General features: G+C 44.2%; 23 protein-coding genes and 1 pseudogene. 8 read left to right on the top strand and 16 right to left on the bottom strand.

All coding sequences use genetic code 11. The features are described from left to right. The first annotated feature begins 46 nt into the window (after window positions 1–46). Window positions 47–1,627, top strand: a complete 1,581-nt coding sequence (gene ahpF / locus A9236_RS10280) for an alkyl hydroperoxide reductase subunit F (RefSeq protein ID WP_071465219.1) — start codon at window positions 47–49, stop codon at window positions 1,625–1,627. A 91-nt stretch (window positions 1,628–1,718) separates the two neighbouring features. Here ahpF and A9236_RS10275 read toward each other — a convergent pair whose 3' ends face one another. Together A9236_RS10275 and A9236_RS11115 are read right to left on the bottom strand one after the other, a co-directional pair. Further along, on the bottom strand, window positions 1,719–2,207 hold the full coding sequence (locus A9236_RS10275) for a cupin domain-containing protein (RefSeq protein WP_143070639.1): 489 nt from the start codon (window positions 2,205–2,207) through the stop codon (window positions 1,719–1,721). A 455-nt stretch (window positions 2,208–2,662) separates the two neighbouring features. Beyond that, complete coding sequence (locus A9236_RS11115; RefSeq protein WP_071465217.1) at window positions 2,663–2,881, bottom strand: hypothetical protein; 219 nt, start codon at window positions 2,879–2,881, stop codon at window positions 2,663–2,665. 404 nt (window positions 2,882–3,285) lie between these two features. Between A9236_RS11115 and A9236_RS10265 the strand changes: the two genes are divergently transcribed. From A9236_RS10265 to A9236_RS10250, 4 genes and pseudogenes are all read left to right on the top strand, one after another. Beyond that, window positions 3,286–3,879 (top strand): response regulator transcription factor, encoded by a 594-nt coding sequence (locus tag A9236_RS10265; RefSeq protein WP_161485625.1) that lies wholly within the window; start codon window positions 3,286–3,288, stop codon window positions 3,877–3,879. A gap of 3 nt (window positions 3,880–3,882) precedes the next feature. Further along, window positions 3,883–4,797 carry a HAMP domain-containing sensor histidine kinase gene (locus A9236_RS10260; RefSeq protein ID WP_071465215.1) on the top strand — a complete coding sequence of 305 codons (915 nt, stop codon included), beginning with the start codon at window positions 3,883–3,885 and terminating at the stop codon, window positions 4,795–4,797. A 57-nt stretch (window positions 4,798–4,854) separates the two neighbouring features. Next, a complete protein-coding gene (locus A9236_RS10255) occupies window positions 4,855–5,637 on the top strand; it encodes a hybrid sensor histidine kinase/response regulator (protein ID WP_071465214.1) in 783 nt (260 codons plus the stop codon). A 144-nt stretch (window positions 5,638–5,781) separates the two neighbouring features. Beyond that, window positions 5,782–6,387: pseudogene (locus A9236_RS10250) on the top strand (hypothetical protein); the annotation flags it as partial. Window positions 6,388–6,474: 87 nt separating this feature from the next. Here A9236_RS10250 and A9236_RS10245 read toward each other — a convergent pair. From A9236_RS10245 to A9236_RS10220, 6 genes are all read right to left on the bottom strand, one after another. Next, entirely contained in the window at window positions 6,475–8,328 is a 1,854-nt protein-coding gene (locus tag A9236_RS10245) for a TRAP transporter large permease subunit (RefSeq protein WP_071465212.1), read from the bottom strand. 14 nt (window positions 8,329–8,342) lie between these two features. Beyond that, a complete protein-coding gene (locus A9236_RS10240) occupies window positions 8,343–9,356 on the bottom strand; it encodes a TRAP transporter substrate-binding protein (RefSeq protein ID WP_071465211.1) in 1,014 nt (337 codons plus the stop codon). A gap of 125 nt (window positions 9,357–9,481) precedes the next feature. Continuing rightward, complete coding sequence (locus A9236_RS10235) at window positions 9,482–10,288, bottom strand: SDR family NAD(P)-dependent oxidoreductase (protein WP_071465210.1); 807 nt, start codon at window positions 10,286–10,288, stop codon at window positions 9,482–9,484. 78 nt (window positions 10,289–10,366) lie between these two features. After that, window positions 10,367–10,915: a DUF3833 domain-containing protein gene (locus A9236_RS10230; RefSeq protein WP_071465209.1), complete on the bottom strand. Its 549-nt coding sequence runs from the start codon at window positions 10,913–10,915 to the stop codon at window positions 10,367–10,369. Then, window positions 10,915–11,469, bottom strand: coding sequence for a chalcone isomerase family protein (locus A9236_RS10225; protein WP_071465208.1), 555 nt, complete (start codon window positions 11,467–11,469; stop codon window positions 10,915–10,917). Before A9236_RS10225 ends, A9236_RS10230 begins: the two co-directional genes overlap by 1 nt. Then, complete coding sequence (locus tag A9236_RS10220) at window positions 11,466–11,879, bottom strand: thiol-disulfide oxidoreductase DCC family protein (RefSeq protein ID WP_071465207.1); 414 nt, start codon at window positions 11,877–11,879, stop codon at window positions 11,466–11,468. Before A9236_RS10220 ends, A9236_RS10225 begins: the two co-directional genes overlap by 4 nt. A 61-nt stretch (window positions 11,880–11,940) precedes the next feature. On the opposite strand from A9236_RS10220, the gene A9236_RS10215 reads away from it, so the two are divergent. Continuing rightward, complete coding sequence (locus A9236_RS10215) at window positions 11,941–12,636, top strand: SDR family NAD(P)-dependent oxidoreductase (RefSeq protein WP_143070637.1); 696 nt, start codon at window positions 11,941–11,943, stop codon at window positions 12,634–12,636. Window positions 12,637–12,649: 13 nt separating this feature from the next. Here A9236_RS10215 and A9236_RS10925 read toward each other — a convergent pair whose 3' ends face one another. From A9236_RS10925 to A9236_RS10205, 3 genes are read right to left on the bottom strand one after another with little or no spacing between them, the layout of a single operon-like run. Then, window positions 12,650–12,811 (bottom strand): DUF2256 domain-containing protein, encoded by a 162-nt coding sequence (locus A9236_RS10925; protein ID WP_083393467.1) that lies wholly within the window; start codon window positions 12,809–12,811, stop codon window positions 12,650–12,652. 2 nt (window positions 12,812–12,813) lie between these two features. Continuing rightward, window positions 12,814–14,349, bottom strand: a complete 1,536-nt coding sequence (locus A9236_RS10210; RefSeq protein ID WP_071465205.1) for a cryptochrome/photolyase family protein — start codon at window positions 14,347–14,349, stop codon at window positions 12,814–12,816. After that, window positions 14,346–14,615 (bottom strand): TIGR03643 family protein, encoded by a 270-nt coding sequence (locus A9236_RS10205; RefSeq protein ID WP_083393466.1) that lies wholly within the window; start codon window positions 14,613–14,615, stop codon window positions 14,346–14,348. Before A9236_RS10205 ends, A9236_RS10210 begins: the two co-directional genes overlap by 4 nt. A gap of 150 nt (window positions 14,616–14,765) precedes the next feature. On the opposite strand from A9236_RS10205, the gene A9236_RS10200 reads away from it, so the two are divergent. Then, window positions 14,766–15,524 (top strand): SDR family oxidoreductase, encoded by a 759-nt coding sequence (locus A9236_RS10200; RefSeq protein WP_071465203.1) that lies wholly within the window; start codon window positions 14,766–14,768, stop codon window positions 15,522–15,524. Here A9236_RS10200 and A9236_RS10195 read toward each other — a convergent pair. The 5 genes from A9236_RS10195 to A9236_RS10175 form a co-directional block, all read right to left on the bottom strand. Next, window positions 15,521–15,820, bottom strand: coding sequence for a hypothetical protein (locus A9236_RS10195; RefSeq protein ID WP_143070636.1), 300 nt, complete (start codon window positions 15,818–15,820; stop codon window positions 15,521–15,523). The two genes, A9236_RS10200 and A9236_RS10195, sit on opposite strands and share 4 nt — an antisense overlap. Before the next feature lie 10 nt (window positions 15,821–15,830). Further along, window positions 15,831–17,108 carry an alpha-hydroxy acid oxidase gene (locus A9236_RS10190; RefSeq protein ID WP_071465201.1) on the bottom strand — a complete coding sequence of 426 codons (1,278 nt, stop codon included), beginning with the start codon at window positions 17,106–17,108 and terminating at the stop codon, window positions 15,831–15,833. Between the two features lie 53 nt (window positions 17,109–17,161). Further along, complete coding sequence (locus A9236_RS10185; protein WP_071465200.1) at window positions 17,162–18,232, bottom strand: isocitrate/isopropylmalate dehydrogenase family protein; 1,071 nt, start codon at window positions 18,230–18,232, stop codon at window positions 17,162–17,164. 43 nt (window positions 18,233–18,275) lie between these two features. Beyond that, window positions 18,276–19,820 (bottom strand): M20/M25/M40 family metallo-hydrolase, encoded by a 1,545-nt coding sequence (locus A9236_RS10180; RefSeq protein WP_071465199.1) that lies wholly within the window; start codon window positions 19,818–19,820, stop codon window positions 18,276–18,278. Window positions 19,821–19,903: 83 nt separating this feature from the next. After that, a complete protein-coding gene (locus A9236_RS10175) occupies window positions 19,904–21,007 on the bottom strand; it encodes a patatin-like phospholipase family protein (RefSeq protein WP_071465198.1) in 1,104 nt (367 codons plus the stop codon). 186 nt (window positions 21,008–21,193) lie between these two features. Here A9236_RS10175 and A9236_RS10170 point away from each other — a divergent pair, with 186 nt between their 5' ends. After that, entirely contained in the window at window positions 21,194–22,801 is a 1,608-nt protein-coding gene (locus A9236_RS10170) for an MFS transporter (RefSeq protein ID WP_071465197.1), read from the top strand. Window positions 22,802–22,812: the final 11 nt, after the last annotated feature.

Genomic DNA, 22,812 nt, shown 5'->3' with positions numbered 1-22,812 from the left:
GGTCCTGCCCAATAGACTCACTGAAATTAAAGATTAAGGATTTACCATGTTAGATAACAATATCAAGACCCAATTAAAAGCCTACTTTGAAAGGATCGTCGCGCCAATCGTTCTGACAGCGACTCTTGATCAAAGCCCAGCGTCATCTCAGATGCTTGAGCTCTTGAATGAAGTTGCAGAACAATCTGACAAGATTACGGTTAAGACTAACGGCCAAGCTCAGAATTCTCCAAGCTTTACCGTAAGTAAACTTGATGAAGAAGCCCGCATTACATTCGCTGGCTTACCAATGGGTCATGAGATGACTTCATTTATCTTGGCGATCTTGCAAGCCAGTGGTTACCCACCCAAAGTAGAAGAAGACATCATTGCTCGCATTCGCAAACTCGAAGGTACGTTTCGCTTTCAGACATTTATTTCTTTGTCATGCCATAACTGCCCTGACGTTGTGCAAGCCTTGAACTTAATGGCTGCACTCAATCCTCAGGTACAGCATGAAATGATTGATGGCGCTCTTTACCAGAATCTAGTTGATCAATATCAGATCATGGCTGTTCCAACCGTCATTCTGAACGGCGAAGTATTTGGTCAAGGTCGTATGGGCGTTGAAGAAATTATTGCCAAACTCGATACCGGCAGCGCTGAAGAAGAGGCTGCCAAACTCAATGCTAAAGACGATTTTGATGTTCTAGTTATCGGTGGTGGCCCCGCTGGTTCTGCAGCTGCAATTTATGCGGCCCGCAAAGGTATTCGCACCGGTATTGTTGCTGAGCGCTTTGGCGGCCAAGTCATGGACACCCTCGGAATAGAAAACTTCATTTCAGTCTCACATACTGAGGGACCAAAACTGGTACAAGCCTTAGAGCAACACGTGAAAGATTATGAAGTTGACATCATGAACTTGCAGCGTGCCAATGCACTACGAAAAACCAGCAAAGGCATTGAAGTGGAGATGGCGAACGGTGCAGTACTCAATAGCAAATCAGTCATCATCAGCACTGGTGCGCGCTGGAGAGAAATGAATGTGCCTGGCGAACAGGAGTATCGCAACAAAGGGGTTGCCTACTGCCCGCATTGCGATGGCCCCTTATTTAAAGGTAAGCGTGTTGCTGTAATTGGTGGTGGTAATTCAGGGGTTGAAGCTGCAATTGATTTGGCTGGCGTTGTGAGCCATGTCACTTTAATTGAGTTTGATAGCCAATTGCGTGCAGATGCTGTATTGCAAAAGAAATTATTCAGCCTTCCTAACGTTCAAGTTATTACAAGCGCATTAACCAAAGAAGTATTGGGTGATGGCAGCAAAGTGAATGGCTTGCGCTATGAGGATCGCACCTCTAAAGCAGATCACACCTTGGAGTTAGAGGGCATCTTTGTGCAGATCGGCTTACTCCCAAATACCGAATGGCTCAAAGGCACCGTTGACCTCTCTCCACGTGGCGAGATTATTGTGGATGCCAAAGGCGAGACATCGTTACCGGGTGTATTTGCCGCAGGTGACTGCACCACAGTCCCTTATAAGCAAATCATTATCGCCATGGGTGAAGGTGCAAAAGCATCACTTGGCTCCTTTGACTACCTCATTCGCCACTCTGTGAGCCAAGAAGAACCAAGCAAGATTGCTGCCTGATATTTGATCCCAGCGTTTGCCAGAATTACCTTGGTAAATAAAAACCCCAGAGGAATCTCTGGGGTTTTGTCTTTCTGGGTGAAGAAAGGTATTAATTGAGTTTACGCGGATTACCAAAGCGAGGAGCATCTGGATAAACTGGGGTGGTGCTCACTGGCCCCATGCCGCTAATCTGAATTTCTGTTGGGCCTTTCATAGCGCCATCAAAATGAACTACGCCAGCAGGATGAAACATCATGCTGCCAGCAGGCAAACCAACAGTCGTAGCAGGATCCCAGCTTGCATCAGTACCCGCATACCAAGTTCCTTTGATAACTGTCACAAAACGATCTTGGGTATGGAAGTGTGGAGAACTCATAATGCCCTCTGGAAAAATATTGCGCACGACATACATTCCCGGCTTATTCGGATCGCCATACAGAAAAGCAGTTTTAACTCCAGCACTAGCATCGGTCCACACCACTTGGTCAGGCTTGACGATCACAAAATCTTTGGCAGTGGCTTGGGCATATGCGTGCGCAGATGCAAACCCCAGAATTGCAACAGCAAAGTATTTTTTAGCTAAAGAAAGTACTCTCAATTTAGTCTCCACATTGTTATATTTTTAATCACATCTTCTTGATGCAATCTAACATGGAGAACTCACATCAGTTCTCAGGGATAACCCGAGAAAATTAGGCGCTAGCTAAATAAGATGGATGACTTTGGGCCTGTCTAGAGTCAAACATTAACGTTAATCCTAAAGGGAGATTGGGACTAACGGAATAAGTACCTCTAAGACATCCCGACTTAAGGACAACCAATCCAACAGCCATGAGTCTTTTTAAATGGAAATCCAAAGTTCCAGAATCAACGCCATAGCAATTAATAATATCCTTTGGCCGGGCGCCCTTTTCACCGGCCCAGTAGATAAAATCAAATACTCGTAGCCTGGTTTCATGTCCAAGCGCCTCAAATACCTCACAGTAACGAAGCGACTCTACTTCCCCATGAAGGAAGCCTGATGAACCCTTTAGCGCAAAGGGTGTCAGAGAGTTAGTTTGATGTACCTGTTGTGTAGTCATAAGTTGACTGAGCGGAGAGATGTTGATTTTTAAAAGCAAGCTCATGAATTGATTCGGTAGGCTCCACCACTTCCTCGTTTGGCTCGTGCTTGATGGCGATAATTTCATCCTCTGGACGGTGAAACCGAGGATTAAATTCATTGGGAATACGATGGGGATTATTGATCTCCACTACGCCCTGAGGATCCATTTTGCCTGGGCCCGGGAGCCAATTAAAGCCATCAAGAGACCCACCAGGAATAAGGAGAACAAAAAGCTAAAACGAGAATGGCGACTGATGAATTGGCCCATGATGACTCCCTAAAAGAATGAATGCACCTATCCTAGAAAGATCACCCTTATTTAGATATAGTACTTTAGCTCTAGTCATCAAACTGTCATCAATCGGTATCGAAAAATAGTAGATCTTAAACCGCAAATAAGGCTATACCTAAAGGACAAGAAAGCACCCCCCCGTCTGAATAATTGATCTTGGTCAACTTAATTGACGCTATCTCTAGAGCTAAAGTATTAGTCAGGTGTTTAATATGAATGTGATAACATTCACTGAAGCCAGGCTCCCAAAAGGGCTTGATGAATACCAAGGGCAGAGCCATGCAATCCGCGTCAGTTTTAGTCGTCGATGATCATCCAGTCTATAGGGATGCCCTTCACCAATTCCTCACTAGAAAATTTCTTGCTAACAATGTTCCAGTCTTCTCGGCGGACTCTTTAGGTGAGGGCTTAAAAATTGCCCAAAGCCAACAAACTAATTGGGTAGTTCTTTTGGATCTACTGGTACCAGACTGTGAAGATCAATTCTCTGGAATTGTCGAATTTAAAAAACTGTCCAATGTGATCGCCATTGCCGCTATTTCAGGCGTAGAAAAAGAACTAGTTGAAAAGCAATGCATTGATGCTGGCTGCAATATCTTTATATCCAAAAATAGTGATAGCGCCCATATTTATGGAAGTCTATGTACATTAATGGGATTAGAACCTCAAGAGGCCCTAATCAATCAGCTCACCGATAGACAAAAAGAAATTCTGTCGCAAATTGCTAACGGCCACTCAAACAAAATGATTGCCTATTCGCTCAATATTAGTGAGCAAACGGTCAAGGTACATCTTGGTGAGATCTTCAAAAAAATAAAAGTTTTCAATCGAACCCAGGCCGTCATTAAGGCCAAGGAAAATGGCTGGGTCTAAGCTATGACAACATTTCCCTTAAAGGCTGACAACCCATTGCCACTTGAAGAGAAATATACATTTCTTCAAACTGCATCCAAAACCAATACTGCAGGCACGATCATTGGTCCACTGCTTACTGGAATATTGATCTTTCAGGAGGCGCAGTTAACTGCTCTACTCATTTGGCTTGGCACAATGGCTATCTGCGTGTCATTTAGGGCATACATAGTTTTTGTAAAAAACAAAGAACCCGGCTTATCGACCCAAAAGAAAATTTTCAACTTAACTATTGGAGTATTTTCAGTAACGATGTGCTGGGGGCTTGGTTGGCTGATTGTGGTTCCAACCATACCATTCAATCTCCAATGCCTCTACCTCTTAATGAGCTGTACTGCTGTTTTTGTTGGTCTATACGGCTACTCCATCCATCGACCTATATTCCTCTGTTTTGCATTACCCATCTTTATCTGCCAATTTACTATTTCGCTGATCCCCCCGTTAATCTTTCCTTGGCCCATTTTGCTTGGGGAGTTTGCATTCTCTGTCTATACCATCAAGATGGCCTCTTACTTTTCAGACTCTTGGATTCGAACAGTAAGCCTCCAGATTCAGAACCAAATGCTCAACCGGGATTTGGAGATAGAGCGAAATGCTGCAATCTCGGCCAATACTGCTAAGTCTAAATTTATCGCCACTGCCAGCCATGACCTCAGGCAACCCTTACATGCCGTCAATATTTACCTAGATCTATTTGAGCCGCAAACGCTAAATCCTAAAGATCGAATCAACTTCTTCCAAATCAGAAAAAGTATTCAATCGCTTAACTCGATGTTCAATTCTCTGCTTGATCTCAGTAAATTAGATGCTGGATCAGCAGATCAAATACAAAAACCATTTGAACTGATTGAGCTAGTAGGCAGCCTCTCAAGGACCTAAACCCCCATTGCTTCAAGCAAGAACCTAGTTCTTTATTTTGAATTTTCTAATATTGAAGTGAACGGAGATATTGTTGTTCTTCAGCAATTGCTTGGCAATCTCATGTCAAATGCAATCCAGTACACCACAACAGGCTCAATCTTGGCAGAATTTTCTATAAAACAAGATTGTCTACACATTCATATTGAAGATACTGGATGTGGAATTGATAATTTATCTCTAGAAAAAATCTTTGATGAATTTTTTAGAGTGGATAGCACTCGTAATATGCACGATGGCCTAGGCTTAGGCCTCTCAATCGTCAAAAGGCTTTGTAAGCTGTCAGACATTGAGTTATCCGTAGAGTCAGAAGTTGGTAAGGGCACTATTTTCAATATCCAAACCAAGTACAGCGCAAGATTACTTCCTGAAAATGAAAAAATGAGTGATAAAGACCTTTTGCACTCAAATTCTGGACGTCAAGAACTTCTCTTCGCAACAAAGTCTATTGCCATATTCGAAGATGATCCCTCGATTTTTAGCGCTTATGAAAAGGCATTGGCACAAAACGGTTTTCATGTCATCTCACTCTCTGAAAATAGTGCCGAGCTGGCTAATCAACTGTCAAATGTGAATCACATTGATTGCATTCTGAGTGACTATAGGCTCAAAAGCACGACTGGCGATCTCATCATTCAGCAATTAAGGGATAGTTTCGGCGTTGATATTCCAGCAATCATTATTACTGCCGATACCTCCCCAAAACATATTCAATTATTCAATGATCTCAATATCAAGGTCTTATATAAGCCAATTGGGTATACGCAAATCGTTGAGGCAATCAAGAAATTAATTTCTTAAGCCAATTCATTAAACTTGAATACATTAAAAAATGAAGAGAGAGACATGAAATATCATTACATCAAAATTGCAGGGCTAATCATTGCAGCAATCAGTTCAAGCATTGCCAGTGCGCAAACAAATGCAAGCGCTTGGTCCGGGCCTTATGCCCAAATTGGAATAGGCTATGAAAGCTACATCCCAGTTGCTGCCAATGGCACTACAACAATACCGTCTGTTGCCACATTACCAACCTTTGCTACTGCAAATCACTCTAATGGACCTGCTGGAAGTATTGCTGCAGGATATAACTTTTCATTAAATGAAAACTATTTATTGGGTATTGGCGCATCACTTTATCCTGGACATTCCACAACTGCCTCAACAAGTGCAACAAATGCTCTAGGTACTGTTTATGGAACGTATAACGTAAGAAATGTCTTTAGCATCTATTTAAGCCCCTCCTATGCGATCGACCAAGAAAAACTGGTATACGCAAAAATTGGTTACACAGGGGCAACCACTTACTCTAGCGCTTCAGGCAATGCTGCAGGAAACTTTGCTGAGCAAAAAACACAAACAAACGGCACTGTCTATGGTCTAGGCTATAAACAAATAATCTCTGGATCCATTTATGGTTTTGCTGAAGCTAACTATGCAATCAATAAGGCAAAGCCAGTTACTATTACAACAACTGATGGCTTGATTATTAATTCAACGGCTAACGCATCAGGTTACGATGTGCTCTTTGGTATTGGCTATCGTTTCTAATGTGGCATTAAGTCTTCTAGAGAAGTGGCAGATATAAAAATACCAACCCAAGGGTTGGTATTTTTATATCTGCTCCACCCATCTAATTCAAGACAGAAACCCAGTTGAAATCCAGGGTACAAATGCAACAATCAAAGTTCCAATAACTAAAGCAACTAGATATCCAATGATTGGCTTAACGCCTTCATCAGGGTTGACCTTGCCGATTGCACAGGCTGCGTAATAGCCAACTCCCAGAGGTGGTGCAAAGAGTCCAATACCCATCGATAGAATTACTACCATGGAGTAATGCACTTCATTAATGCCAAGCTGGCGGGCTACCGGAAATAAAAGGGGTCCGAATAAAACAATCGCTGGAATACCTTCAAGTACCGATCCAAGTATCACAAATACAATAATTGAAATGAACAGGAATGTATGAGGACCCCCATTTAGGTCGGTCATGATCTGAGCCACCACCTGCGAGAAGCCGGACTGAGTCAGACCCCAAGCCATTCCAGTAGCAGCACCAATGATCAACAAGATAGCGCCAGATAAAGATGCCGTATCAATCAACATGGGTGCGATACGCTTAATATCGAATTGACGATAGATCAAGACGCCGCAAATCACGCCATAGACGATACCAATGGTTGATACCTCAGTTGCAGTCGCAACACCCTCCACTACTGCTGCACGAATCACAAACGGTAGTGCCAGTGCAGGGAATGCGACCAAACAAAGCTTGAATACTTCGGCAGGTTTTGGACGGGCTACCTGCGCAATCTGTACGTGACGATTACGCCACCATACCAAGATACACAATATGAATGCCAATATTAGTGCGGGCAACATGCCACCCGTAAATAGGGCTGCAATAGAAACACCAGTAACTGAACCAATCGTAATGAGCACCAAGCTTGGGGGAATTGTTTCTGTTTGCGCGCCCGTAGCAGCTAACAAAGCCACTAACTCACCTGGAGGTGTGGTCTTTTTCATTTCCGGGAATAGAGCCGGCGCAATCGCCGCCATATCTGCGGCCTTTGATCCGGAAATACCAGAGACTAAATACATAGCGCCCACTAATACATAAGAAAGACCGCCGCGAACATGTCCAAGTAATGATGCAAGAAAGGCAATCATGGCTCTTGCCATGCCAGTCATTTCCATTAAAAGCCCAAGGAATACAAAGAGCGGCACCGCCAATAAGACCATATGAGACATGGCCTCGTCCATACGACCAATGACAACGGATATTGGCATATGCGTGCTCAAACCTAAATACGCCACAGTACCTAGCCCAAATGCAAAGGCAATGGGCACTCCCGCAAAAATACTAAAACCTGCAACTCCCACAAAAAAGATTAGTAGGTTGTATTTGCCTAGACCAAGAAATGCTGGAGAGCAGATATAGAAAATAGTAAAAGCCACTGACAGGGACGCAATGCTTAAAAGCATCACCTTAAGTGTCGCGATTCTGGCAAGCCGAAATAAACAGAAGAACATCATCAGAATCACGCCGCTTGGCAGCGCGGCAGCACGCCATAAATTGGAAATCTCCAAGGAAGGCGTAGTCACAATCAATTCATCGATTGCAAAGTGATATGCAGGTCGCAGGATGATTGCCAAGTAGAGTAGACAAGCTAATAATCCAATCGACTCGAAGTACATTTGCTTTTGATCACTCAGCTTACTAATCCAAGCCGTCATACGCATGTGCTCACCACGCTTTAAGGCGATCACCGATCCAATCATGGCAAGCCAGAGAAACAGAATGGAAGCTAGCTCATCAGACCAAACGAGTGGTGAGTTCAGAACATATCTACCCACCACTCCAGAAAATAGTATTCCGATACAAGCTAAGACTAAGCACGCCGCTACCCACTCAACGATGGTGGCAACGATTGTTTCAAGCCATGAAGCGTATTTACCGAAAGGCCCCTTGAAAGGGGCCTCGTTCATTAAAGCTGGTGAACTCACGCTAGCTTGCCCGTATATTTCTCAAGCAAGGACCAAGCCTCATCACCAAACTTAGTTTTCCACTCAGAGTAGAAGCCAGCCTGTCTTAATTTCTCACGGAAAGGATCTGGGTTAGTGTCATTGACTGCCATTCCTTTTGCCTTCAGGTCAGCCTGTAAGCCATCATTCATCTTGCGTACGTCAGCTCTTTGCAAGATTGCCGATTCAGCAACGTTACGAGTCACGATAGCTTGCAAATCCGGCGGCAACTGTTCAAACAACTTCTTATTGCCCATGAACCAGTAACCGTCCCACATATGGTTAGTCATAGAACAGTATTTTTGAACCTCATACAGCTTTGCTGTATAGATAATTGCCAAAGGATTTTCTTGACCATCAACCACTTTAGATTGCAATGCTGAATACACTTCAGCAAAGTTCAATGGGGTTGGTGCCGCACCCAAGGCTTTAAATAAAGACACCCACATTGGACCAGGAGGCGTACGCAACTTAATTCCCTTTAAATCATCTGGCTTGTAGATGGGGCGGACGCTGTTGGTGACTTCACGGTAACCGTTATCCCAAATTTTATCGAAAGCAAAAATAGTGCCTGTATTAGCAATTTGACGGCGAACATAAGCCCCTAAGTCACCATCCATAGCAGCCCAGACTTGTTTGTAGTCTTTAAAAGCAAAACCAACGCCGTTAATTTGCGCCTGGGGAACCAATGAGCCCAAGATCAATGGTGACAAAGTCATAAAGTCCAAAGCACCCGAACGTAATTGTGACAACATATCAGTGTCATTACCCAATTGGTTATATGGGAACACTTGAATATCAACGCGTCCTTTAGTTTCTAACTTAATTTTCGATGCCATCTTATAAGCATGAATATTGAGCGGATGAGTGGCTGGCAAATTGCTACCAAACTTCATATTAAATTCTGCACTCTGCGCAAAGGTATTACCTGCCACTAAAGGTAGCGCTGCAATACCAGCATGCTTAATAAAGTCTCGTCTTGTAAACGTCATACTGTCTCCATTGGATGAATTTCAATTCTTTTTAGCAACAGCCCATCAATCAGGCCTTTTATTCTGGTGCTTAATATACCGCTAGATTTTAATAAAGCCCCGTAAATCAAGGGAAAACCAGCAGTCTAGCTAGCTTTGGGAGGCTCAGTATTGCGACGTAGGGTTGGCAAACCGACGCCGGTCGCCTCAAAACCACCATCTACGGCCAGCACTTGGCCATTTATAAAAGCTGCCTCATCACTACACAAGAACCCAACAGTATTGGCCATCTCTTCTGGGGTGCCGTAACGACCCAGCGGGATGGTGTCGTAGTAGTCTGACCGAATCGCCACACTATGAACTAACTTTGCCATTTCTGTATCGACCGGACCTGGTGCAATCACATTCACGCGCACATTAGAGTTGCCTAGCTCAACTGCATATTGCTTGGTCAATTGAATGAGGGCGGCCTTACTAGTGCCATAGGCAACCCGCAAAGTACTAGCCCTCAAACCAGAAATAGAAGCAATATTCACAATCGCACCGCCGCCTTGCTCAACAATCAATCGACCGAATACTTGGGAGCAAATAAAAGCACCATCTAAATTAGTGCCGAGGACGGTGCGCCATTCTTCAAAAGATGTTTCTAATACCGGCTTAAATACAGCCACTCCAGCATTATTGACTAAGGCATTGACATGACCAAACACGGAAATGACTTTCTCAGCAGCACGCTCTACCTCTTGAGGTTTAGATACATCGCAATGAATGCCGAGTACATCCGCAGATCCACCAAACGATTTCATAGTTGCATCGAGCGTGGCTTTATCAACATCCAGAAGAGCAACTTGATAGCCATGGTTTAGAAACCATTGGCCAATTGCTAAGCCAATACCGCGAGCACCCCCAGTAACAACTGCGACGCGAGCTTGAGTTAAGTGTTTTGTATTCATTGACTATTTTTATTCATTATTTTGGGGCAATTAATCTCCAAACAATTCTAATAGATTAGCAAGCAGAATTAAATGACCTTAACGCTTATAGAAACTGAGTGTGACCTCACCTAAATTAATGCCAAACTTACTCATCTGGGCTTTATTAATCATTACTTTAGGTGTCACCAAGTACATCCAGTCATCGAATTGAACATGATAGACGGTGCCATCCACAGGTAAAGCCAATGTATAAGCCCAATTGAGGGCATTACCTGCAGATGAACCATTTGCCTCACCCACTACGTCGTCTGCCTTTCCAATGTATTTACCTGGCGCGACTTCGGTCAACGTCCAAATACGTTTTTGCTTAGAGCCATCCGAATATTCAAAGCTTTCATCTAGAGTACCAATCTTCTTACCGTCAACTACTTTCCAGTTAGCTTGAATCAAGACGGTGAAGCGCTTTACAACAGCGCCACTTCGATCAGTGAAGATGCCATAAGCATCAATGTTTCCAGAAAAGTACTCGCTTAAATCCAGCGTTGGTTTTTCTTTAGCATACTGAGAGACCTGAGGTCCAGAGCAGCCAAATAAAAATACGGCAACAAACAAAGTGATCGTGAATTTAATAAAGTGATGTTTCATTAATTACAACTCTCTTGAAAAAGGGGTGGAGGACAACTTTGTCCTAGCAATTGCTCGCGTAACTTGGGTGCACTTGTTTTTGGATCAAGCCAAATACCAAAAAAGGCTTTAGGAAACTCTGCTCCTGCAATTTGAGCCAAAGGCTTACCTTCAAAATAAAAGGTAGTCCCCTGCTTGGGAGCATAAATAGCGGTGATATTTTGGCCAGACTCTACATTCGGTAAGAAGGTTGCCAACTGCTTTCCCCAGCTCTGTGCCTGGGCTTCTGGTACTCCGAGTTTTTTCATCTCCTCAATCGTTCGATTGGCGATAGCGTTACCAGAAAAAGATTTTTGATACCGTAGATCAAGGGCAAATTCTGAAGAGTTGAGACTGGCACCTCGATAAAAGGACGCATCATAAACGTGCAGACCCCACCAAGTTAATTTTCCACTACCTTGTAGCTTAGCTGGATTTAATACTTGATCGATATGAGATACATCACCAGCAAAGGCGGAAGAGGTAAATAGGCAAGCCAAGATGCAAAAACGAAGTAACATGATTTTTGCTGTCATGAAGTACCCCGCTTCGTATTGGCCTTGACTAGGCGTAGTGCACCCGGTCCCAATATTTGTGAAATCGCATGACGATTTTTTGCAAAGAAGCGATACCCAAAGCGCAAAAAAGGTTGCAGGACTTTACGAGAAAATAACCAAGCCATAAAAGGCAGCCCAGCCCTGCGATAGGCTTCAGGGAAAACAGCGACACCGCTAATTAAAACGCCATCGGCGTATTGACCATACATCGCCGCCAAAGCTTGTTCGCACGATACTCCTACGGCTGCTGGGTTGAACCGATCTGAGTTAATGTCTACAAAATCGAGCAGGCCGGCTTGATTACGCCCCCCAAGAAATAAAATTTCTGCCTGGCATAAAGGGCACGCGCCATCGTAAAACAGGGTCAGTTTTTGTAAGTCAGAGGCCATTGTGCAAGTTTAAGACTTATTCAATAAACTGGCTGATAGCACCACTAATTCAGAAATCCTCTTGAAACTACTTCCAACCCCCTTTCACGCACTTGTCATTGGAGCCTCTGGCACCATTGGAGATGCTTTTGTGGAACTTCTCACAAATCACCCTGCCTGCTCTAAGCTTACAGGCGTGCATCGACACTCCGAATACCCCCTTGATTACCTCAATCCCGATTCAATCGAGTCCTGCGCTGCAGGGCTTGCGGCAGAAGCACCCTATCAACTCATTATTAATACGATAGGGGTATTGCACAGCGAACACTGGATGCCTGAAAAAAGACTGGATGATCTCAATGCAAATCAATTAATGGATTTAATGAAAATTAATGCTATTGGACCAGCCCTGACTATTCGTCACTTTTCCAAGCTGTTAGATCCACAAAATAGCATCATGGTCACTCTATCAGCCAAGGTCGGTAGCATAGAGGACAACCGTCTTGGCGGATGGTACAGCTACCGAGCCTCTAAAGCAGCGCTCAATATGCTCATTAAGACTGCGGCAATAGAGCTCACTCGCACTAAACCTAACACGGCATTAATTGCTCTGCATCCTGGGACGGTTAACTCCAGACTCTCTAAACCTTTTAGAGGACAACAGATTGGTAGACCTGCAAATGAGGCCGTAGCTGATATGTTTCGAGTGATTGAAAATATTCAGAAAGAGGATTCCGGAAGCTTCCTGTCTTACTCAGGTGAAAAATTACCTTGGTAGAGGCTATATTGATCTAAGCCTTACTCTTGGGAGCCTTCTTTCGACATGCATCCGAGCAGTATTTAACTGACTCCCAATTTTTTTCCCAAGACTTTCTCCAGGTCATTTCTTTTTTACAGACAATGCAAATCTTGCTTGGTAAGAAACTTTTATTTCCTTTAAAAGAGGTGCTCATCTTTAGAGATCATCCAAGTGATTCAACACATGCTCTGCATGGAGAACAATCGCTTGCTGATCGTCATCACTAATGCGCTTCAGATTTGCCGTCATGAGTCTGGTACGTGGGCTTGACTCAAACTGAGCACGATGCTTAATTAAAAAATTCCAATACAGGGTAGTAACAGGGCAAGCCGTTTCTCCAAACCGGACATCGGGTTTATATTTGCAAGAATCGCAATAATTACTCATACGCTTGATATAGGCACCGCTGGCAATGTAGGGCTTACTAGTAAAGCGCCCGCCGTTAGCAAACAAAGCCATGCCAGCAGTATTTGGGAGCTCTACCCATTCAATCGCATCAACATAAATTGCCAAGTACCAATCGGACACTTCTTTTGGAAGAATCTCCGCTAAGAGGGCAAAGTTACCAGTCACCATAAGGCGCTGAATGTGATGCGCATAGCCATATTGCAGAGTCTGACCGACTGCGTCTCTCATACAAGACATTTTTGTATTACCAGTCCAATACCATTTTGGCAAAGACCTCTGATGCTTGTAATAGTTATCTTGCGCCATCTGCGGCATATCTAGGTAGTACATACCGCGGATAAACTCACGCCATCCCAAGATTTGCCGGATAAAACCTTCAACTGTAGAAAGATCCAAAGAATACTTTTTCCAAGCGACAAGAACTGCAGCAATCACCTCGCGGGGATTTAATAGCTTTAAATTCAGTGAGCTAGAGAGAATAGAATGCCAACCAAAAGGAGTATCAGTCCACATGGCATCTTGATAGATTCCAAAGTTTCGCAGGCGATACTCAATGAAATAATCTAAGGCTTCTAATGCCTGCTCACGATTCACTGGCCAAGAAAAGGCTTCTAAAGATCCAGGGTGCTTTGCATAAGCTTGATTTACAAATTCAATCACTTCTTGTGTCATTGCATCCGGTGCAAATAAGACTGGTGCCTCAATAATTCCAGGACCCTTCTTGGGGTATGGCTTACGATTATCTTGATCAAAATTCCATTGGCCGCCTTCTGGATTCCCATCTGCATCAAGCAATATATTGTGAGTCTTGCGCATAAGGCGATAAAAGTACTCCAACCTCAGCTCCTTTTTATCAGCAACCCAAGCAATAAACTCTTGATGAGAGCAAAAGAAATGGTCGTCTTCACGCATCTCAAGCTTGATCTTGAGTGTTGCAGCCATTTCTTCAATTTGCTGCTTTAAGCGCCACTCTCCAGGCTCCACACAAATGAGGTGGGTAATGCCATCTTTAATCAGCTTTTCTTTTAAGACCTCTACGATGGGCAGAGATGAATTTTTAATATAGGCAAGGGGATACTTGAGGTTTCTTAAGGTTTGCGCAAAGTGGCGCATAGCCGATAAAAATACTGCAATCTTTGCCTTATGTGTCCATACATACTGAGCTTCGGCTGCCGACTCAATCATGATGATTTCATCAGTCTGGAAATTAAAATTTCGTAGGGCGGCACCCTGTAAATCCAACTGATCCCCCAGAATCAGGATAAGTCTTTTGGAGGAGATCATTTATTTTTATACTGCGTTGGACAATAGGCGCGATCGACCAACTTACTTCGAAGCGCAACATGCTTTGTTGCCCTTCCAGTGACCCTTTTTCGCCATAGCTCAAAGGAATTTCGCTTGAGCTCTTGGCGCATCAATTGAATCACCTGGGACTCAGATAGCCCAAATGATTTTTCAATTGCATCAAATGGGGTTCTATCTTCCCACGCCATTTCAATGAGGCGAGAAATATTCGATTCCGAGAGTAATTGAGATGAGGACTTTGGCACTACGCAAGTTTAAGACTTATTTACTAAACTCGCAGATTGATCAGGAAAATATGCGAAAAATAGATATTACAAAGCTCATTTAAGCTAGTCTTGAATGGGCCATTCAGAACCCTATAAAATAGCAGTGAGACAAAAATTTGAAAGAAGCAAATGAGCCAAAACAATAAAGTCGCCCTCATTACTGGAGCTGGCGTTGGTATCGGTAGAGCAGCTGCTAAAGCCCTGTTACAGGGTGGCTATCAAGTCGTCCTGACTGGTCGCAATTTAGATAAGCTGCAAAAAGCAATGAATGACATTGGCGGTACCGCTGATAATTGCTTAGCCGTTGCCTGTGATGTTGGTAAACCAGATCAAGTCAAAAAACTGTTCGCTGCCATTAAAGAAAAGTTTGGTCGTATTGATGTACTTTTTAATAATGCCGGTATTGGCGCTCCCGCAATTCCCATGGAAGATCTCACCTACGAACAGTGGATGGATGTAGTCAATGCCAATCTCTGCGGTGCATTCTTATGCTCACAAGAAGCCATTCGAATGATGAAAGCGCAATCTCCGCAAGGCGGCAGAATTATCAACAATGGCTCGATTTCTGCTCACGCACCAAGACCGATGTCTGCACCGTATACGGCAACGAAACATGCTATTAGTGGTCTCACTAAAACCATCGCTTTAGATGGGCGTCCATTCAATATTGCTTGCGGTCAAATCGATATTGGCAATGCTGCAACTGAAATGACAGAACGTATGGCCGCAGGCATTATGCAGGCCGATCAGTCCATTAAGGTTGAGCCTCGCATGGATGTAGACCATGTTGGTCAAGCCGTACTACATATGGCCCAACTACCTCTCGAGAGCAATATTCTTAATATGACCATCATGGCAACAAAAATGCCTTTTGTTGGTCGAGGCTAATCAAATGGGATGCGCTGCTTTAGCATTGCCTTCCCACCCGCCGATCGATTTGTAGAACCGCCATTCCCATCCAGATTGAATTTTGTATCTTTAGGGTCTGGCTTTTTCTTATCCACCTCCCCCGCAGTGCCTACTGACTGATTGGCTTTCTGGCTATGTTCTACGATTGGGTTTTTCTGTACGGGAAATACTCGCGCCTTATCAATTTCTGCCTGTGACTCATCCCCATACGACAAGAATGAATACATTACCGCAATAATGAAGAGGACTGATTTTGTCGTTTGAATGCTAAACACAAGCGCTGTATTAACCTTCTTTAATGACCATTGAAGATTGAATAGCAGCTATATTGGCGGTGCCCATCTGCTGCATCGTAGACTGAAACTCAGTTTGCAGAATTTCCATGACGCGCTCCACTCCCGGCTGACCAAATGCACCTAAGCCCCATAAATAAGGACGGCCTACACAGACCGCATTCGCACCCAAGGCCATAGCCTTAAATACATCACTACCGCGACGCACGCCACTATCAAACAGAATAGGTACCTTGCCTTTGGCTACCTTTACCACTTCTGGCAAGCATTCAATTGAGCCACGCCCACCATCCTCACTCCTGCCACCATGATTCGAGACGTGGATACCATCTACCCCATATTTAAGGCAAAGCTTTGCATCTTCCTCAGTCAGAATTCCCTTAACGATAATTTTCATCTTAGTAGTATCGCGAACCTGCTTAATAAAATCCCAAGTCATGTTTGATGAAGACATCTTCACACCAGTCATGTCGATGCCATCGTAATTAGGCCTTTCTTGAGCAGTACCAAAACCATGGACATGACAGCCCGCACAATTTCTAGGATCAAGTTTTTTCAGTCTTGCAAAAGTTTCTTGATTTCTACCGCCATTACGATCAACCGTAATTTCCAATACAGGTGCACCCGCCTTTTCTACTCGTCGAATGACTTGCTTAGCCACCTCGGGGCTTGAGGTTGCATATAGCTGAAACCAAACCTCACCTTGGCGAGCGGCAATTACCTCCTCAATAGTTGAGGCTCCGGCATTGGATAGGATGTTTAAGAAGCCACCCGCCCTAGCTGCCCTTGCGACCGCTACCTCTCCCTCGGGGTCGTAAGCCTTATTCCCACCGGTGGGGGCAATAATGATGGGTGATTTCCACTTGGTTCCAAAGAGCGTAATAGAGCTATCAACTTGGCTTACATCTCGCAAACGTCTTGGACGCAATTGATATTTCAGAAATGAAGTGCGGTTTGCCCTTAGAGTGACTTCATCATCAATACCTGAGGCCATATAGCCAAAGTGAGCTGGTGGCACTTTAGTAAAAGCCACTGGTTCAAAATCAAAAACATTAATGGCATCCTTTGGGCTAGAGATCAAGTCTAAAGGCGTATTTGGTGCCCAGACCATCGGATCAGGGCGCTTTGTAAAGTTTCGAATTAATTCCTTAGGGTCTTTTGCCTCTTGTGCAAAGAGATCTTGATTAGCACCCAGTGCAAATAGTGGGCTTGCTGCAAGCCACGTTAGCAATTGTCTACGTTGTTCATCTCGATCCGCGCTGTTGCTCATGTCATCTCCATTTTGATATTTTTATGCCCATGAATTAAACCAACTCTAATACATTACTTCAAAGCCTCCAATACCGCTTTAGCCATTGAAGCAGTATTACCCTTGCCATTAATGTCTCCTGTTCTAGCATTGGGATTTGCTAAAGCTAATGTAGTAGCAGCAGACATTGCCTTTGCCATTGCGACTGCCTCAGGGATATTACGGCTATGTCCAAGCCAATCAAATAACATACGAGTCGATTCAATCATGGAATATGGATTAGCAACGCCTTTGCCGGCGATATCAGGAGCGGAGCCATGGGTTGCTTGCGCCATCACCACATCGCCATCGCCAATGCACAAACCTGGCGCCATGCCCAAGCCACCTACAAGACCCGCCGCCTCATCCGATAGGATGTCGCCAAACATATTAGTAGTAACAACCACGTCAAAATTCTGAGGGTCTCGCACAAGGCGCATGGCCATGGTGTCCACAATGACGTCATCTACTAAAACATCTGGGTACTCAGATGCAAGCTTTTTGCACTCTTCAACGAACATACCGCAACCCAGCTTGAAGACCGTATCTTTATGCACATAGGTCAAGTGTTTTTTGCGTTGACGTGCCAATTCAAAGGCAGCCTGCGCTACCCGACGACTACCGGTTCTAGTGATGACGCGCATAGATAAAGTCATCTCGTCACTTGGACGAAACTCTGCATTACCTACCAACATATTTCGGTCTGGCTGAAAGCCTTCATTATTTTCTCGCACAATGACCAAATCAATATCATCGCGCAAACACCCGATGTCTGGATATGAGCGGGTGGGCCTTACATTGGCAAATAGATTAAATTGCTTGCGCAAAATAGGATGTGGATTGATCGCATTAGCTTGCTTTGGATATGCGCGATGTCCAATGGGGCCTAAGATCCATCCATCCAGAGTGTGCAATGTTTCTAGAGTCTCTGGTGGCAGAGTGTGTCCATGAGTATCAAGCGCACGCCGACCGATGGGTAAAGGCACCCACTCAATATCGACCTGATGAAGCTTGGCTGCAGCCTTTGCAACCTCGACTGCGACAGGCACAATCTCATGGCCAATATCATCGCCTTCTAAAATACCTACACGTAATTTTTTTGACATTACTTACTTTTCTGTTTATTGATCGTTAGCATATGATAGATCTTTATTTATAAGGCGTATTCATCAACCCCAACATGGTGCGCATACCCGATAAATAATTTCCCATACGGAGATTCTCATCGTATGCATGTTGATTGTTATCAGTATTAACGGTTGGCACAATAACAAAGGGTAAATCTAATGGGCCAACAATTTCATGGGTTGGTACTGTGGCACCAGATGCCCGAATGACGACTGGCTTAATACCCCCCACATCACTATAGGCGCTCAACTCAGCCGACTCAACCCATCTCCTTACGGGAGTATCAATTGGTTGACGTGCGGCTTCGGCCGGTAAACCTTCGGTAATTTTTACTAATAAAGGATATTGAGCCCGCTCAGCATCAGTTGGATCATGATCAATGATGTGAAAGCCTTGCTTCTCTATATGCTTTTTAATCAAAGCAGTTAAGTATTGAGCATTGGCTTCAGTTGTTGTTCTGATATCAATATCAGCAATCGCTTCTTTTGGAATGATATTGGCGGCTTCTTGTCCAACACCTGCTGCAGATAATCCCCGAATATTGAGAGAAGGGTACTGCAGCGAACGCTGGTAGTTCGAGGCAACCTGATCTGAGCTCGCAATACCTACACGTTTTTTTAGAGCTACCTCATCATCACCAACTGCATCAAGCACTTTTAAATCTTCTGGGCTTAGCTTAGTTGTTGAGTAATACCCAGGGATGAGAACTTGCCCCTTCTCATTCTTCATCGAGGCTAATAATCTTGCCAGATTAAAAGCGGGATTGGGAACATAGTTACCGTAGTGGCCGCTATGAAGTGGAGCTTTAGGTCCATAGACTGTTAAGTTAATCCACTGCACCCCGCGATTACCAAAGATAGCCGTAGGCCTGCCACTAGGATGACTAGCCATATCAAATATCACTAGCGCATCTGCCTTTAAGAATTCTTTATTCTGAATAACTGCCTGAGGAATGCCAGGAGAATTTACTTCTTCCTCGCTATCCAAGATGACTTTGATGTTCATAGCAGGCTTTAGGCCTTTTGATTTCATGAGATCCATTGAAGCCAAGAACATCATGATCGGACCCTTATCATCCGCGGAGGATCTACCAAAGACCCGTAACTCAGGATCAAAATCTGGCCTCATCAATTCCTGCATATCCACTATCTGCCACTTTCCATCCGCACCTTTTTTCTTCAATACGGGTTGCCATGGACTCGCTTGACTCCATTGAGAAGGGATGACAGGTTGGCCATCAAAGTGAATATAGAACAAGATAGTTTTTTTGCCAGGATCTGCGGGGAATTCGGCTAATACGAGCGGCTTTCCATTGTTTGCAAACTGCTTAGTTGAGAACCCCCTCTTTTGAAAAAGTTTCTCAATCTGATCGGCGTTAACTTGGATATCCTTTGCGCTAGCAATGGAATCGTTAGGTAGAGTCAATAAATTTAAATACTCTGGAAAGCTTTGTAGTGCGGCAGCCCGGATAGCTTGATCATTTATTCCAGCTGGCAGCTCTGCCTGTGCATGTGCAATCCAAAAACACTGGAATAAGAAAAGTACTATTGCCTTCAATTTATACATTTTGTCTCCCACTATTTTGCAGTCTTTTGCAGAAACTCTACACCATTCTTAATGTGCTGATAGGTCGATGAGTCCTCCTCAATCTAAGCCCAAAAGGTCTTAATTTTTGGCGCCTCTACCTTTGCTCGTTCGTACCCCACTCTTAGAGCGCCTTCAATCTGTCTTGGATCTAGAAGATTAACTCCAGGAGGAGTTCCAGCAACAATCCAATGTACTTTTGTACCTGTTGCTTGAACGTCTTTAATGTTTTGTGCAATCGGATGCGGAATGCTCGTCAATACCGCACCAGTAACACCATCGGTCAAAGTAATCACTAACGCCCTTTTGGATCCAGCCACAATATCCACATGCGCAGGATTGGAGCAGATACCGCCATCCATGACATAACGTTGACCTAATAGTGTTGGACCCCCAATACCGGGCAACGAACTGCTGGCTGCAGCACCGTGTGCCAATGGAATATTATTTTTCCTAGCAACGGCTTGACCAATAATTAAACGCTCACCTGAATAACAATCAATCCCAGTTGTAAACATCCGAGCGGTAGGCCAATCTTTTTTACTATCGCCCGTCAAAAGTGCCGCTAATTTTTCAATATGGTCACTGTTGAGTGTGTTGTCAGCTGCTAAAGCTGCAGCCCCAATAATCTGGCGCGTTTTAATGCTGCCATCACTTGCGCTCATATTGATTTGATCAGCACGTTGCTGACTAAGATTAGGGTTTGCTAATGGCGCCATCTTTGCAAAGATTTGCGGGAACTTGCCAAAGAAATCAAACTCAGCACGAAGGCGGCCGAACTCTCCCGACAACAGTGAGGAGCCCATATAAGAGCCTGCCGATGTTCCTACAACCATCTCAGGAATATTGGCCATATCCAATCCTGCCTCATAAAGGCCATGAAAGAATCCACAATACCAAGCAATATAGTACTCACCCCCTCCACCAAGGACCATGGTCCGATCAAGACCTTTTGCCAATGTTGAAACTGTAGGCTGAGTTGCAATAGGCACCGCCATACCATCCTGAGCAAACAGCTTTTGGGAGATTTGATTTGCCTTGGCTTCTAGCTTAGCCTCAGAGTTGGTGTGAGCCTGAGCTGTTTGAATACTGAATCCCGAACCGCCAACTGCTGCTGCGGTACCTGCGACTGTAGTTTTCAGAAAATGACGGCGTGGTTGGTGAGTCATGACTGCCTTTCTTAATGAGCTTTGTTTTCCATTACTTTACAAGCGAACTATGCCTGGCCCAATAAGACAAAACCCTCGCCATAAAGGACAGAAGCAGCAGTACGGCTAAGGCTGATATGGCTTCCTTTCTATAGATAGATTGAATAGTATCGATCACAACTTTAGAGTTTAGGGAATAATGATGCTATGAGCGCTGATTCCCTGCTACCCACCAAGCTTCCCGTATGGCTTGAGCCCTTAAAGATTCCCGTCTTCCGAGCACTATGGTCGACCTGGCTGGTGGCTAATATATGTATGTACACTAATGATGTAGCGGCAGCCTGGATGATGACGTCCCTAACCACGTCTGCAACTCTGATTGCTCTAGTTCAAACTGCCGCTAACTTACCGGTATTAATGTTTGGCCTTCCTAGCGGAGCGCTGGCAGACATCCTCAATAGAAAACACTTCTTAGTATTTACTCAGCTATGGCTTGCAATTAATGCAACCTTACTTTTTCTATCTGCCGTATTTAATCTCCTAGATCCAATATTCTTGCTATTGCTCACTTTTATTAATGGTATTGGCTTGGCAATGCGCTGGCCTGTATATGCAGCCATCGTTCCAGATTTAGTCCCTCGCGACACGTTGCATCTAGCACTTGGACTTAATTCCATCGCCATGAATGCCTCACGTATTCTTGGCCCACTAGTTGCCGGCCTCATCATTGCATCAGTAGGTACTGAATATGTATTTGCCTTAAATATGATTCTGTCATTAGCCATGACTGCGATTGTCTTGCGTTGGAAAAATCAGAGTTATATCTCCACCTTGCCAGGAGAGCGGTTCTTTGGCGCGATGCGAGTTGGCGCCCAATATATTCGCCAATCTAAACCTATGAGATCGATTTTGATTCGATCATTTTTGTTTTATATGCAGTCGTCTAGCCTGCTAGCGCTATTACCAGTGATCGCAAAATCCCACTTTGGTGGAGATGCCAACACTTTTACCTTGCTACTCTCTTGCCTTGGTTTTGGTGCCATCATTGTTGGCTCTCAACTACAGTACTTACGGGAGAAATTTACACCGCAGCAAATGGCAAGCTACGGAATCATTTTTCTCTCTATTAGCTCAGCCGGAGTAGTGCTCGCACCCAATCTTTGGTATGCAGCACCCATCATGATTGTGAGCGGTATGTCTTGGTTTAGTGTTGGTAATACCTTAAGCACTACCTCTCAACTCTCCCTACCAAATTGGATTAGGGCTCGTGGCATGTCTTTCTACCAAATGAGTCTGATGGGTGGAAGTGCACTTGGTGCAGTTGTATGGGGAAAAATTACTAATTCAACTGATGTAACAACGGGCATAGTAGCAAGCGCCATTTTTGGCATCATCGCCCTATTATTAATACGCAAACACCGCATTCATGGTCATGAGGTAGAAGATCTCACACCAGTATGTCCAATAGAGCGCCCGCACCCCTCCAGAGATATTGATCTGGACGAGGGTCCAGTCATGATCTCAGTCGAATACCATATCCACAAAGAACAGGTGGAGCATTTCAGAAAATTGATGGCAAAGACTAGACGTTCACGTCTAAAGCAAGGGGCGCTATCTTGGAGTCTCTTTGAAGATGCTGAGCATGCAGGAAAATTTTTAGAATATTTCGTATTTGAAACCTGGGCAGACTACTTAAGACGTTTTGATCGATTCACGGCTGATGACTTACTCATGCAAGAAGAGCGTCATCGCTTTCACATTGATTCAAGCCCACCCAAACTGACTAGGCGTATTGCTACCCAATTGAAGCAATAGGCCCCAAGCGC

Origin of the sequence: Polynucleobacter sp. QLW-P1DATA-2 (assembly GCF_001870365.1) — a bacterium.
Lineage (GTDB): Bacteria > Pseudomonadota > Gammaproteobacteria > Burkholderiales > Burkholderiaceae > Polynucleobacter.
Note: the sequence above shows the minus strand (reverse complement) of the source record. Positions and strands in the feature narration are given on the sequence as shown.

Bases quoted from the DNA above. Each gene is read 5' to 3' on its own strand.
- ahpF (WP_071465219.1), top strand. From the start codon at position 47: ATGTTAGATAACAATATCAAGACCCAATTAAAAGCCTACTTTGAAAGG.
- A9236_RS11115 (WP_071465217.1), bottom strand. From the start codon at position 2,881: ATGGATCCTCAGGGCGTAGTGGAGATCAATAATCCCCATCGTATTCCC.
- A9236_RS10265 (WP_161485625.1), top strand. From the start codon at position 3,286: ATGCAATCCGCGTCAGTTTTAGTCGTCGATGATCATCCAGTCTATAGG.
- A9236_RS10260 (WP_071465215.1), top strand. From the start codon at position 3,883: ATGACAACATTTCCCTTAAAGGCTGACAACCCATTGCCACTTGAAGAG.
- A9236_RS10245 (WP_071465212.1), bottom strand. From the start codon at position 8,328: ATGAACGAGGCCCCTTTCAAGGGGCCTTTCGGTAAATACGCTTCATGG.
- A9236_RS10240 (WP_071465211.1), bottom strand. From the start codon at position 9,356: ATGACGTTTACAAGACGAGACTTTATTAAGCATGCTGGTATTGCAGCG.
- A9236_RS10235 (WP_071465210.1), bottom strand. From the start codon at position 10,288: ATGAATACAAAACACTTAACTCAAGCTCGCGTCGCAGTTGTTACTGGG.
- A9236_RS10230 (WP_071465209.1), bottom strand. From the start codon at position 10,915: ATGAAACATCACTTTATTAAATTCACGATCACTTTGTTTGTTGCCGTA.
- A9236_RS10225 (WP_071465208.1), bottom strand. From the start codon at position 11,469: ATGACAGCAAAAATCATGTTACTTCGTTTTTGCATCTTGGCTTGCCTA.
- A9236_RS10220 (WP_071465207.1), bottom strand. From the start codon at position 11,879: ATGGCCTCTGACTTACAAAAACTGACCCTGTTTTACGATGGCGCGTGC.
- A9236_RS10925 (WP_083393467.1), bottom strand. From the start codon at position 12,811: ATGAGCACCTCTTTTAAAGGAAATAAAAGTTTCTTACCAAGCAAGATT.
- A9236_RS10210 (WP_071465205.1), bottom strand. From the start codon at position 14,349: ATGATCTCCTCCAAAAGACTTATCCTGATTCTGGGGGATCAGTTGGAT.
- A9236_RS10200 (WP_071465203.1), top strand. From the start codon at position 14,766: ATGAGCCAAAACAATAAAGTCGCCCTCATTACTGGAGCTGGCGTTGGT.
- A9236_RS10190 (WP_071465201.1), bottom strand. From the start codon at position 17,108: ATGAGCAACAGCGCGGATCGAGATGAACAACGTAGACAATTGCTAACG.
- A9236_RS10185 (WP_071465200.1), bottom strand. From the start codon at position 18,232: ATGTCAAAAAAATTACGTGTAGGTATTTTAGAAGGCGATGATATTGGC.
- A9236_RS10180 (WP_071465199.1), bottom strand. From the start codon at position 19,820: ATGTATAAATTGAAGGCAATAGTACTTTTCTTATTCCAGTGTTTTTGG.
- A9236_RS10175 (WP_071465198.1), bottom strand. From the start codon at position 21,007: ATGACTCACCAACCACGCCGTCATTTTCTGAAAACTACAGTCGCAGGT.
- A9236_RS10170 (WP_071465197.1), top strand. From the start codon at position 21,194: ATGAGCGCTGATTCCCTGCTACCCACCAAGCTTCCCGTATGGCTTGAG.